We start from the raw sequence: 12401 nt of genomic DNA, 5'->3' as shown, positions 1-12401 counted from the left end.
TCAGCGCGGAGATCGGCAACACTCAACGTCACGCTAGAAAGATCCCTGTCTCGCCCTACTTGTGTCACAGAAGACTAGTTCGTCCCCATGTCTCCCCTGAGTCTGGCAGAGAGGGCGCCGCCACGAGCCTGGCCGCTTTGTTCACCGAATGGACCAGAGGCTTCGCCGCCGACATCATCTTCTACGCCGACGACGACAAGTGCCTCCACGTCGGCGACGACAGCGGCGAGCCGTTCGACATGATCATAGAACGGGCGCCCGACCTCGACCCGGCCGCATTCCCCGAGCCCATCGCGGACATGTCGCTGCTCAGGGCATGGCAGAGGGAATGCGGCGTCGACATGGACCGCATCGAGGATCCCGAGGCCTACTCACAATTGCAAGACACCATCGACTCCACCCGTCGATCCCTCGGCCTGTAAACGTCCTCCGCGCTTTTGCGTCCTCCAATGTCCCCGACGGCATGCGAGGCGACCCCAAGGCCAAGCCCCGGAGACGAGCGAGCGGCACCGACTCCGCCCGAACTGGTCACCGCAAGAAGCCCCGAGATGATCCCTCATCGCCGTACGTCCACTCACACACGACGTCCATATGCTGAAAGCGCTCGCTCCCAGGCAGCGAACCGGCCTCACAGTGCCGCGGTCTACGCGCCAGACCCGCCGGTTCAGGACTTACGGCGAAATGCCCGCCGCAGCAGCCATGGGGTCCAGAGGGCGGCGAGCACGGGGAGCATGGCGAGGCTCACGATGACCAGGTTGCGCGGCGTGGCGAAGTCTGGGCAGATACGGGCGTCCTGGACGTGGGAAACGGGGTCGCGCGGGGAATAGCAAACGCTCACGCGATCGCCCCGGGCCGGCAGGTCTTTCCAGGCGGTGACCTTGGCGGGCACTGCGCGATCCTCGCGTGTGGTGAACCGCACGTCCGCGTAATTCTCGTCCTTTGTCCGCACAGTCTCCTCGACCACCCCGGCGGCCAGTTCATGCTCGTCGCGCAGCACGGCCGCTCGTGGCGGGCGAACCCCGCGCGAACCAGTGCGTAGGCGGTTAACGCCAGAAGCGCCACAGTGAGGAGAACGCGGACGGCCGGCCAGCCACGCAGGGGCTTCTGCTGGCGTACGTTGGCGGCATGCCGCCGGGCGGTCCTGCGCTCGATTACACCGCGCCACCCGTGCTCGCCCATAGCACAATTAAGACGCGCGGGCGGATCCGCCGGTCCACCGCCGGCCCCAATCTGCTCAGTCCCAGCGACGGATTCCCTTCCTCGCTGCAAGAACGGCTCCGGTTCATTACGCCTTCTCCGTTTCCGGTGCTCAACGACAGCCTGAAGCCCTGCTCAGTAACAGGCCCGTGGGTGTACGGGAGGGTATTGCGCGAAGGCGTAGCCGCCGGATACGCCGGGTTCACCTCCCGCCCGCGGGCAGGTCGGCGGTAGCGTTGTCAAAGTGACAGGCCTGGGCTGGACGGAGCAGGACGTTGCGCCGATGTGGCTGCTGGTCGATGACGGCATGGACCGTGAAGAGGTACCTCTGGCGTTGTGCGTCGACATCGACGGTTTGTTCGTCGACCCCCAACCGGCCCCGGCGCCCGAGTACTACACGCTGATCGGTTGCGAGCCGGCGGGACCGTTGCTGGACGTCCTTTCCACCACCCGATCCGACCAGGCCTGGCTGGCGAGCATCATTCTGGACCCGGTGCATGATGCGGAGCGGCCACCGCCGCACGGCTGCCGACGCTATGCGCAGGGTTGCTCGTGTATGGAAGAACTGTGCGATGTCACCGTCCTCAGTCATCGCCCATCGCAGGTCGGGCCCGGGCTCCTCGACCTCGATCTGCGCGGCCACCTGCGCATCCTGCCCGAAGACCACTGGCCCTCCGCGCAGCCGCCCCCCGCGCGAGCGTTCCTGCTGTCCGACGTCGACGGAAGCACCTTGGGCCGCTGCCACAGCACCGCTGGGATCTTCCGGGAACGCCTCCGTCCGGCCGACCAGCCGGTGACTCTCGTCGGCTGCCGTCCGGCAGCTCCGCTGCAGGATCTCCTGGAGAGGGAATCAGCCCGGCGGCGCTATCTCCGAGCGATGATCCACGTCCTCGATCGAAGCGGGCGGGCGGTACTCATGAGCAAGATGATATCGGCGACCGTGACCGCGACGCGCCCCAGTCGGCTCGGCACCGGACTGGTCGACGTCGACCTCGACAGGGGCGTCAACGATCCTCTCCCACACGGTGCCCGGGAGATCTGGGAACTCTGGCACACCGGCCGTCCGACCCGACCGAACCTGTGGTCCGGCTACGACCGGGCACTGCGAAATGAATGGTGCCGTGCGGCGGTGACTCACCACCGCTATGACCGGCCGGATCGGCCGGCTGGAGGCACCTACGACCTCGACGGCCGCTACATCACCGACCTGGAAGGCTTCTACTGCGCCCTCGGCGAGGCCATCAACGGCCCCGGCGGCTACTTCGGCTGGGACGGCCAAGCGCTCTACGAGTGCCTGCGCGGCCAGTGGGGCGCCGCCCCTCCGTTCCGTCTGCGCTGGCACCGGTCCGACGTGGCACGCCGCCACCTCATCCCGGGCTACGACCGCCCGTCCTACGACATCCGCCTGTGGCACCCCACTATCACCATGCAAGACCTCCTCGATGTCCTCAGCGACGCCGGAATCTCCGTCGAACTCCAGTGACCGCGCAGCACAGCGGGGAAACGGCGGCCTTCACTGGGACGAGAGCCGGCAACGCAGGATCGCCTCCGTGACGGTGGGCTACACACCTGCGGGCAAGCGCATCGCCCGTAAGGCCAGCGACAAAGACCAAGACCGGCGCGCTTAGGAAGCTGCGCGAAAGGTCCGTGATCTTGATGACGGGCTGCCGTCCAAAGATGGCGGCTACACGGTGGGATGCCGTCGAGAACCGGCTCATGTCCGGGCTGAGCGGCCGTGACACCAGCACCGTTGAGACCAAACGGTTCTTGGCGAACAAGCACATCGTTCCCGATCTCGGTTCTCCAGAAGATCGAAAAGGGCCGGTTCCTTGATCGGAATCGGCCTCTGACGTGGGTGGGCGACACTGGGTTCGAACCAGTGACCTCTTCGGTATGAACACGACCGGTTGCCCCGAAACATCAAGGCATTCAGGCATCCGACCAGGTCAGAGGCCTACCTTTCGGTCCACTGGAACCCATTCTAGGAAGATCAAGTCGCCTTTGATCTCCCACACCCGACGCCTCCCATCCTCAGGGGGCCGGTTACCGTCGGCTACCGCTGTCATGCTGTGAATCTGGACGGCGTGCCCACCGCCGAGCACGAAACCCTGGCCACCGACCACGTCCAGCGCGATGCCGACCAGCCGGAGCTGGAACCGATCGATCATCAGGCGGCATACCGGAGGTCTCCCGAACGGAGGACCTCTGCCTCCGCGCTCCATCGACTTTGAGCAGATCAAACCCTGGGGTGGCGTGCGAGTCCAGGCCGTCTCCAGCGCACGACCTCGACCTGGAGTTCCTCGTGCCGCCAACTGTCGGCCAGGTGTGCGTCCAGGATGTCCCGGCGCAGAGTGCTCAGCCCACCGGCCCCCCGTCTTGCCCGGACCGGGGACGACCCGGAAGAACATCGCCCGGCCCGAAACCTCGCCCACCGCGAGACGAAGCGTCGTGTCTCCGGGACGGGCGGCGCGCAGGCGCGCATCGCGGTCAGGGAGCGGTTCGATGTTCACCCCACGCCAGCCGAGGCGGTCGACAAGGTTCTTGGTCAGCCAACCGTTGACGGGCTCGCCCGCACCAACGTCCACGGAGAAGCCTCCGCGACCGGTCGGCGAAGGCACGCATCAGCACGACGTCCTCGGCGCTACCGGCGTACGTGATCAGGTCATACGAGCCCATACCGGACAACATACGAGCAGATCCGATCGTGGTGTCGGGCAGCCTTGGGAATCGGTGCGCACTGTGGCGGGCGTTTCGCCCCGGTCTTGGTGGACAAGCGGAGGGCGACCCACTTGGGAAGACTCCCGGGGATGCCTCTGCGCAGGTCACCGGGTAACCCCGGTGTCCAGGGCTCGCCACTGACCGCTACGCTCCCGGCGTGAACTCCAAAAGGGACCGGTACTTGATAATTGGTGCCGTTATTGCTGTTCTTCTCATTGCTTTCGTTGGTTGCGCCGCGATCAGAAACGACGAACCCCCGGGCGGTGAGGGGACAACCGAGAACTCCAGCCCGCCCGCAGATCCCGTCACCTACACCGTGGCCTCCGTAGAGGGCAAGAGGGTAAAGAGCTCCAACTGTGTGATCGCGCGGGTGAGGGTGACCAACAACAGGTCCAGCTCCATAGAGGGGAAGTATACGAACTTCCCTTCCCCCTTCACACTGCTGAATGCCAATGGTGAGAAGATCCGCTCGATCAAGGAGTACCTGAGATTGAAGGAGAGCATCTCTCCTGGTCAGACAGGCTCCGGCAGCATCACCTTCTGCGCGGCTGGTATCACGAGGGGCAGCAAGGTAACTCTTTACCACGATGGGAAGAAGTGGAAGGCCACAGTCCCCAAGCCCAAGCCAAAACCCAAGCCCAGGCCCACGGTGGAGGCCCCGCGACTACCGCCGAAGTCAGGTGCCGGCGGTGGTGGCGGCGGCAACGGCGGTGGCGGCGGCGCTTACCCGGGTTACACCGAACCGCGCTGTTATGAGCCGGGTGGAAAGGTGTGGCACCCGTGCTGAACGACAGGCCAGGGGCCGCGCCGCTCGTCACGCAGAAAGAGTCTGGGACACGGTCGACGAGCGAGGACGTTCGCAGCGCCGTCTCACGGCACGCGGGGAGGCCGCCCTGTGGAGCGACTCCCGCGATGTCCCTCACGTACGCCGTGTGCTCCACGTACTCGACCGGCCAGACGTACCGTGGGAGGTGCGATCCTACGTCTCCAGTGTGAGGCGCCGGGGTTTCCCCTTTGACGTGGTTCGTGAACGCTTGCCGTGGGTCGGGCCCCCGACGACAAGCTTCGCGCCGAAACAAGGCCGGGCCATTCTTCATGTGGGCATTGAGAGAGCGAAGTCGTGCAGAGTCGACCAGATACTCTCCTGCTCCTTGTTTTCCGGGACCGACCGGACACCGCCGCGTTGCAGCATCACCAGGGAGGCGAGAAGCACACCACGAAGCATTTCACGAATAACCGCATGATTCGAGGAAAAATACTCCTCCAGCAGCGCGCCGGTGAACTCGTTAAATGTCGGCAGGTCTATGTCGTACATGTCTTCGGCTACCGCTTTCAGCCCCGTGGGCCGCTTCATGGACCGCGCCATGGCCTCTGCCAGGCCCACGTACAGTGCACCGGCGCGCAGCGACGGGCTCCACACGGTCTCGTCGTCGATGTCGAAGATGTAGCCCACTATGACCACTCCAATAGTATCCGTACATCGCGATGGGCATTGCGCAGCCGCTCCACCGCAGACTCTACCGCGTTTCGGAACTCCGGGTCGACGCCAGAACTGGTGAAGCGAAAGCCAATAGGTGCTTGTTCATATCCGGCCAAATGCTGGCGAGCGTCAAGGTATGATGCGAATTTCTTGTCGATGTGCTTACCCGTCCATCTTTGCGTATCACTAGCAATGGTCGCGCTCTTTTCCTCCCAGAGCACGCCACCCTCAATATGGTCGATATCGGTTATCGTCCTGCCGCGGCTGGAAGGATCGTCAACGACGTAATCTCTTTCTCCCTCAAGCCGAACCGATCCACCCCTGTCCGTCTGCTCGGCGTCGTCGGTTGCCCCCGGTTCCATTTCGGGAGCCTCCGGCGGCGTCTCTGTGGTCTGTGCGTCCAGCGTTGTGCCGGGCCGCGTCCCTTCGGCTGACTTGCTCTCGCGCTCCTCCTCGGACGCCGGCTCGTTCTCGCTCGGCTGCTCGGCAGTGTTCGCGTCCTCCGCCTCGAGCTGGGTGTCGCGCTCCGCATCGGCGGCACCTGCGGAGGCGGATTCGGTTTGCTGCTTTGGGAGTTCGCGCTGCTTGGTGCCGGTCTCCTGCGGGCCGCTCTGTCGCGCTTCCTTCTCGGCTTGGGCGGCTAGCGCGGCTTCGCGCGCGGCCTGGCGACTCACCATGCGGGACGGGAAGCCCGGCTGTCCTGGCCGGTCGGGCGGCAGTGCCGGCGGACAGTCCTGGGCTTGAGTTCTCTCGACATTCTCCGCGCCGGCCTCGGGCCCGCCGGGCCGGTCGATGCCCACGCGTTGCCTTTCCGCTGCGGATTGAAAATTCATCATCCCCATCGAGACGTGACAGCGAACCTATCGCCGTTTGCGCTACTTGTCAGGGATGTGCCCCATGGGCGTGCTGGGCTGATCTCCCGAAGGGTCAGAAGTCGCGGGTGGGGAGGATGCCTTCGAGCGGGGCGGGGATGGGGAGGTCTTCACCGAAAGCGACCGAGGTGCTGTGCGTGTACTCGTCGCCGCGAGGCTCAGAGAAGATCGTCGCCTTGTCGTCCAGCCGGTCCATCAGCAGGTAGAGCGGGATGACAGCGGCGGCATATCCACGGTACTTGGGTCAGCGGTCGCGTTCGGCGCCCTTGCGATACCGCGGGTTCCCCGACGTGACCTCCAAGACCATCGCCACCCCGTCGGGTTTGCTGTGCCACTCGCGTCCGGCGAACGCACCCTTGGGCGCTGCGATCACGTCGGGCACCTACCCCCTTCCGGGCCGTTCAGCGTCAGATTGCGGTGCAACCGCACGCCATGGACATCACACGCCAAGTCGCCGACAGCCACAACGAGGGTCTCCTGCCCGCCATCGAGGGGTGTGACACGATGATCTCTCCATCCACCAGCTCAGCACGAAAGCCCGGCATCACATCGAGCGCGGCGAACGCCGCGCACAGGTCATCACGGACGAACGGCGGATCTTTGGGCATCGCCGTCATCAGTGGGCTGGCGTCTGACCCACAAACCAGCCACGGGGTCGACGCCCTTCCTGACCAGCGTTCTCCACAGTTCGTCGCCATCGGGTGGGTTGTGATCCCTCACTTGGCAGCGCGGAGACGAGCCGCTACAGGCCGCGCGCTTCCCCGCGGCTTCGCGGGCCACGTGGATCAGCGCTTCGCCAACTATTTCGCCAGGTACGTTCCGCGCAACACCAGCACAGCCGTCTGGCTGGCCGAGACGGCAGGAATTCGCAAGAACCTGCGCGACGAAATCGTCGAGGTCTATCGGGAGCAGCGGATCGGCGTCGAGAGGATCGCCTGGCTGATCCGGTATCGCGTTAGCGACGTCCGAACGCGGTGGGAGAACGGCACGCTGTGGAGCTACCGTCAGGAACTCGCCATTCCCCCGGCCACCACGGTGATGACGATGCTCGGCCTCACCATGCTCGTCCTAGGGGGCGCCCGAACGCTGGTGAGCGCGGCGCAGATCGCTCCCCTGAGCACGGTCCGTTCGACGGCCTTCGCGCTGCTGGCGAGTGTGATCGCGGCTCACGCCTGGCTGCACGTCGTCCTAGAGCGCAGGCGGTACGAGGCCGACATCGCCGAGAAACGGCGAACGCTGAAGGGCTGTGAAGCGGCCTTCGAGCGGTGGTCGGAGAAGCTGGCCGACCGGCCCTCCGATCCCGAGATGGCCACGTGGCTGGACCGCGACCGCAAGGTCTTCCTGGACGAAGCCCTGCGCCATTACGGGTTGGCCATGAGCCACATGATCGCCCATGCGTTCATCGAGACCCGCGGCTCCCGCGGCAGGCGTGCACGTGTGCGCAACGGGCCTTGGCGCTACGAGCGGTACAAGCTCCTGCTCTTCCTCCTTACTACGGACGGTGTGCGTCAACTCAACGCCGAACTCGACTTCGCGCTGGGCACGTTCCACGACCGGGCTCGCACCAATTACCGCTACGAGGCGGTCGCAGCGGTGCGCGTACGCCAACTGAACGACGATGAGCACGACTTCAGCCTCACACTGGTCAACGGTGAGGGTATCCACGTCGAGGCGACGGCACCGGCCGTAGAGGAACTACAGGACGAGCCACCCGGCGTCGTGTCGGAGGTGTCGCGGGACGCCATGAACCTTCGCCACACCTTGCACGTCATGGAGGGAATCGCCGCCGAAGGCAAGCGATGGGCCACCCGCGAACGCCAACGAACAGCGACCGGCAGTGACGGACGTTCTACAGCGCAGTAGCGCGGAAGGGGGCAGGTCAGGCGGGACCCAGGGTCGGCGATACCGCGACGGCGGTGGTGTCAGGAAGAGCGCCATCGGGTTCTTGACCGAAGCCGGTCAAGACGCGCGGGCGGTCAAGGGCCGGCTCAGCGCGGCGCGGGCGGTTGCACGATCTCGCCGGCCGCCTGGCTCTGAGGGGCCGGAGTTCCCCGCCGGTGGAGTCATATGGGGAGGGCAGGGCAAGTAACGGAACGTGACCGAGTGGGAGCATGGGTGCGTCGAAGCCACCGGCCTCGCCGGTGACGGCTCGGGCGGTCCGGGCGCATGACGGTCTTCCGGAGCGACGGCTACGTCCGGCTGCGCGACTACGCGGTGATCGGGGACGGGCGGAGCGCCGCGCTGGTCTCCGCCGACGGGTCGGTGGACTGGCTGGGAACGCCGGACCTGGACTCCCCGTCGGTGTTCGCCGCCGTCCTGGACCCCGCCCGGGGCGGCTGCTTCCTGCTGGAGCCGACGGAGCCCTTCACGGCCGCGCGCCGGTACCTGCCGGGCACGAACGTGCTGGAGACCACGTTCACCACCGGGCGCGGCAGTGTGCGGGTCACCGACGCGCTGACCCTGGCGGGCGGCGGGACGCTGGGGCCGATGCGGGAGCTGCAGCGGCGTCTCGACGGGGTGGCCGGGACCGTGCCGTTGCGCTGGAGCGTGCGGCCGCGGTTCGGTTACGGCGCCCGCCTTTCACGGGTCAGGTGGCGCGCCGGTGTGCCGGTGGTGGCGTCCGGCGCGGACGCGCTGGCGGTCTGCAGCTGGGACGCGGGTGAGCCGGAGTGCGCCGGCGGGGCGATCAGCGGGCGCCTCGAACTCGGGCAAGGACGGCGGGCCCTGCTGGCCCTGGCGTTCGCGCACCAGGAACCGCTCGTCCTGCCGACCCGGTCCGAATGCGACGCACGCATGGAGCACACCGTCGCGGCCTGGCAGGGCTGGTCGCGGGAACGCGCGTACGAGGGCAGGTGGCGGGACGCCGTGCTGCGCAGCGCGCTGGCACTCAAACTGCTGATCTTCGCGCCCTCCGGGGCGATCGCCGCCGCGGTGACGACGTCGCTGCCGGAACATGTCGGGGGCGAACGCAACTGGGACTACCGCTTCTCCTGGGTCCGCGACTCGGTGTTCACCCTCCACGCGCTGATGCGGCTGGGCTGCTCCGCCGAGGCGGACGCCTACTTCTGGTGGCTCATGCACGCCACCCAGCTCACGCATCCGCGGCTGCGGGTGCTCTACCGGCTGGACGGCGGCGGCCGCGCCCCGGAACGCACGCTGCCCCTGCGGGGGTACCGCGGTTCCAGGCCGGTGCGGATCGGCAACGCGGCGGGCGTCCAGGTCCAGCTGGACACCTACGGTGAGCTGCTGCAGACCGGCTGGCTGTACGCCGGTGCCGCCGGACGGCTGGACGCCGACCTCGCCCGGCGGCTGGCCGAGCTGGCCGACTTCGTCTGCGATGCCTGGCGTTGGACGGACTCGGGCATCTGGGAGGTCCGCAGTGCTCCCCTGCACTTCACGCATTCGAAGATGATGTGCTGGGTGGCGCTCGACCGGGCGATCGACCTGTGCGAGCGCGGGCTGATCCCGGGCCGCGGTTCGGGCCGCTGGCAGCGCGGCCGCGCTCAGATACGCGACTTCGTCGAGACGCGCTGCTTCTCTCCCGGCCGCGGCTGCTACACGCGTTCCGCCGGAGGTTCGGAGCTGGACGCCGCCGTCCTGCTCGGCCTCCTGCACGGCTACGCGCGGCCCGATGATCCCCGCATGCGCGCCACGGTGGACGCCGTGGGACGGGAGTTGCGGCACGGCCCGTTCGTCGACCGGTACTCCGGCGAGGACGGGCTGGCCGGCACCGAAGGCGCGTTCCTGGCCTGCTCCTTCTGGCTGGCCGAGTGCCTCGCCCGGACCGGGCGCCTCGACCAGGCCGTCGCGTTGATGGACGACCTGGTCGGGCTGGCCAACGATGTCGGCCTGTACGCCGAGGAGATCGACCCCGACACCGGCGCCTTCCTGGGCAACCTGCCCCAGGGGCTCAGCCACCTGGCGTTGATCAATGCCGCGTGCGCCATCGGCTCGGCCGCCGGGGAGGCGGGAGCGTGAACGCCTGGGGAACCGCCGCGGGCGCCTTCGCCGGGACGCTGGTACTGACCACCGTGCTGCGGGCCGCCGGCGAGTTCAAGCTGACCCGGATGGACCTGCCGTTCCTGCTCGGCACCGCCGTGACCGCGAACCGGGCCCGCGCCAAGGCGATCGGTTACCTCATGCACTTCGCCAACGGCGAGTTGTTCGCGTTCGTCTACTACGCCGTCTTCCTCGCCATCGGCCACGCCGGCTGGTGGCTCGGGGCGCTCTTCGGTCTGGTGCACGGCACGTTCGCCGGCACGGCGCTGGTGAACATCCTGCTGCCGCTGGTGCACCCGCGGATGGGCAGCCCGCTGACCAGCGCTCCCAAGGTCGCCCTGCTGGAACCTCCGGGCTTCCTCATGCTCAACTACGGGCCGAGCACGCCACTGGTCACCGTCCTCGCCCATGTGGCCTTCGGGGCCATCGTCGGAGGTTTCGCCTCGCTCGGGCCCCACGGATGACCCGGCTCATCGCCCCGCGGAGTCCCCTGGCGGGCGCCCCCCGGGGGGAGCGGTCACCAGGCCGCGGACGGGTCGGCCCTTCAACCCGGACCCGCAAGCCGGGCGATATCCCTGTCGGCGGCCCCGTGCAGCCGGCCGGCCAGGTCCGCCAGCGCCCGCGCCACGGCGAGCTCGTCGCCGATCTCCACGAGTTCGGGGTCGACCGGGTTGCGCGCGCCCGGCCGTCCCCGGTCGCGCGCTCCGCGCCGCCGCTGAACAGAACCCCCTGGCGGGGCGGTGCACGGCGCAGGGCGAGTTGCGGATGAGGTGGACGTCGGTGAGCGGTCCGGTAGACGCGGCGAAGCCGAACTTGAAGGTGTCCGGGACGGGCGTGGGGACGCGGAACCGCAGCACTCGCTGGAAGCCCTCGCCGTCCTGGATGTCGATGTCGACCGTCGCCACCGGGTCCGGCCAGGGCGGCACTGTGACGCGCACGCCCCGTTTCAGCGACTCCAGCAGGGCCTCGGGCTCGCGCCGGGGTGACTCCGGCGGGCATCTTTCGCAAAGCGCCGTGCAGTCGTCCGGGAAGCGCGGACGGCCAGGGGCCGGTGTCCGACTTGTTGCTCGCCGTGGCGCGTGCAGGAGCGATCGGATCTGCGGTCCACTGGACCTGGCGATTTGTACTCGCAAGCATTGTTGCGGCTACGGGCGCCGGAAGTCTGGCGATATTGCTATCCAGCGGTAACATGCAACCGCTCCTCTGGCCCATCCGAATCATCGCGGTCCTGATGTGTCCAGACGCTTCGAGCCACCGGGCGGTCAGAGAATATTGCTGGCAGCCGATCGCCGGTCTCGTCAGCGCGGACGTCCGCCGAGAAGTCCGTGAGCGACTTGCTCATGTCTTTCCGGAAGATTCGTGGTGAACGTGGACACCTGGAACCAGCCGGTCAAGCCCGGTCAGAGGCGTTGCGCCTAGTCGAGGGGTCGACTCTCCACGCGACCAGACCACCGTCACCGTTATCCGCACCGCCTTATCTCCATTTCGCCGGCGCGGCAAAGGCGACACACCCCAGTTGGAAGCGATGGCCGCGAAATGGCAGCACGCCGCCACCACGTAGCAGCGCACCTTCGCACGGCAAGCACGACCACGAACAACTGATAGAGGACTCCGGAGCCGACAGAGGAGCCACGAATGGTCCCCGCCGTCCGCCGCGCGGCGGACGACCGTCCGCGCCACGGACGGAGCGCGGACGGCGTGGACCGTTGCCGTCCGGTCATGGAAGCCGGCGGCGTTGCACTACACCCATGACCACTGTCGCCACGAACGCTCCAAGCGCGAGCCGCTCCCGCGCAGCCGCGGTCCGGAGCATCTCGTACTCATCGTCGGCGAACGACAACCTCACCGACCGCCTTCGAGACGGGGTCCGCTGCGTCCGTCGATTGATCTGCGCATGCTTGTCGCCGACTGCCAACTGCACCTCCGGATCGCGCTCGATCCTCATATGCGGTGCTGGACCGCGCCCGGTCCAGCTCCGTTAAGTGAACGTTCTCCATTTCTTGCCCCGCGCCGCCGCGGACGGCGACGACCTCCTGGGCGCGGCCTCACGCTGCGAGACGGGCAGTGCGGTGTCGGCCCTCTCGTCGGCACACGAACCGGCGTCCGTGGCGTGGCAACGGCAACGGAACGGCCGG

General features: G+C 67.4%; 12 protein-coding genes and 1 pseudogene. 6 read left to right on the top strand and 7 right to left on the bottom strand.

The features are described 5' to 3' along the window. Positions 1-422, top strand: a 422-nt coding sequence (locus tag AB0C35_RS43455) for a hypothetical protein (RefSeq protein ID WP_358469604.1), incomplete at its 5' end; no start/stop codon positions are given. Between the two features lie 242 nt (positions 423-664). Here AB0C35_RS43455 and AB0C35_RS43450 read toward each other — a convergent pair. After that, positions 665-997, bottom strand: a complete 333-nt coding sequence (locus AB0C35_RS43450; RefSeq protein ID WP_358469601.1) for a hypothetical protein — start codon at positions 995-997, stop codon at positions 665-667. Between the two features lie 444 nt (positions 998-1441). Here AB0C35_RS43450 and AB0C35_RS43445 point away from each other — a divergent pair, with 444 nt between their 5' ends. After that, entirely contained in the window at positions 1442-2680 is a 1239-nt protein-coding gene (locus tag AB0C35_RS43445; protein WP_358469598.1) for a barstar family protein, read from the top strand. A 463-nt stretch (positions 2681-3143) separates the two neighbouring features. On the opposite strand, the gene AB0C35_RS43440 is transcribed toward AB0C35_RS43445, so the two are convergent. Continuing rightward, positions 3144-3365, bottom strand: a complete 222-nt coding sequence (locus AB0C35_RS43440; RefSeq protein WP_358469595.1) for a hypothetical protein — start codon at positions 3363-3365, stop codon at positions 3144-3146. A gap of 707 nt (positions 3366-4072) precedes the next feature. Here AB0C35_RS43440 and AB0C35_RS43435 point away from each other — a divergent pair. Next, positions 4073-4702 (top strand): hypothetical protein, encoded by a 630-nt coding sequence (locus tag AB0C35_RS43435; RefSeq protein ID WP_358469592.1) that lies wholly within the window; start codon positions 4073-4075, stop codon positions 4700-4702. Between the two features lie 306 nt (positions 4703-5008). Here AB0C35_RS43435 and AB0C35_RS43430 read toward each other — a convergent pair whose 3' ends face one another. The 4 genes from AB0C35_RS43430 to AB0C35_RS43415 all read right to left on the bottom strand — a co-directional run bounded on the left by AB0C35_RS43430 (position 5009) and on the right by AB0C35_RS43415 (position 6640). After that, the gene (locus AB0C35_RS43430; protein ID WP_358469589.1) at positions 5009-5368 is read right to left on the bottom strand and encodes a DUF6086 family protein; all 360 of its coding nucleotides are present in this window, start codon (positions 5366-5368) and stop codon (positions 5009-5011) included. Continuing rightward, positions 5368-6195, bottom strand: coding sequence for a hypothetical protein (locus AB0C35_RS43425; protein ID WP_358469586.1), 828 nt, complete (start codon positions 6193-6195; stop codon positions 5368-5370). The genes AB0C35_RS43430 and AB0C35_RS43425 overlap by 1 nt, the downstream gene beginning before the upstream one ends. Before the next feature lie 127 nt (positions 6196-6322). Continuing rightward, complete coding sequence (locus AB0C35_RS43420) at positions 6323-6463, bottom strand: hypothetical protein (protein WP_358469583.1); 141 nt, start codon at positions 6461-6463, stop codon at positions 6323-6325. Positions 6464-6511: 48 nt separating this feature from the next. Beyond that, positions 6512-6640, bottom strand: a complete 129-nt coding sequence (locus AB0C35_RS43415) for a hypothetical protein (RefSeq protein WP_358469580.1) — start codon at positions 6638-6640, stop codon at positions 6512-6514. A gap of 59 nt (positions 6641-6699) precedes the next feature. Between AB0C35_RS43415 and AB0C35_RS43410 the strand changes: the two genes are divergently transcribed. From AB0C35_RS43410 to AB0C35_RS43400, 3 genes are all read left to right on the top strand, one after another. Continuing rightward, entirely contained in the window at positions 6700-8130 is a 1431-nt protein-coding gene (locus AB0C35_RS43410; protein ID WP_358469578.1) for a hypothetical protein, read from the top strand. A gap of 303 nt (positions 8131-8433) precedes the next feature. Next, positions 8434-10245: a glycoside hydrolase family 15 protein gene (locus tag AB0C35_RS43405; protein WP_358469576.1), complete on the top strand. Its 1812-nt coding sequence runs from the start codon at positions 8434-8436 to the stop codon at positions 10243-10245. Further along, positions 10242-10730, top strand: a complete 489-nt coding sequence (locus AB0C35_RS43400; protein WP_358469573.1) for a hypothetical protein — start codon at positions 10242-10244, stop codon at positions 10728-10730. Before AB0C35_RS43405 ends, AB0C35_RS43400 begins: the two co-directional genes overlap by 4 nt. 80 nt (positions 10731-10810) lie before the next feature. On the opposite strand, the pseudogene AB0C35_RS43395 reads toward AB0C35_RS43400, so the two are convergent. Continuing rightward, positions 10811-10933, bottom strand: a pseudogene (locus AB0C35_RS43395) (dsRBD fold-containing protein); the annotation flags it as partial. Positions 10934-12401 lie beyond the last annotated feature (1468 nt).

Origin of the sequence: Spirillospora sp. NPDC048819 (assembly GCF_040650055.1) — a bacterium.
Taxonomy (GTDB): Bacteria; Actinomycetota; Actinomycetes; order Streptosporangiales; family Streptosporangiaceae; genus Spirillospora.
Note: the sequence above shows the minus strand (reverse complement) of the source record. Positions and strands in the feature narration are given on the sequence as shown.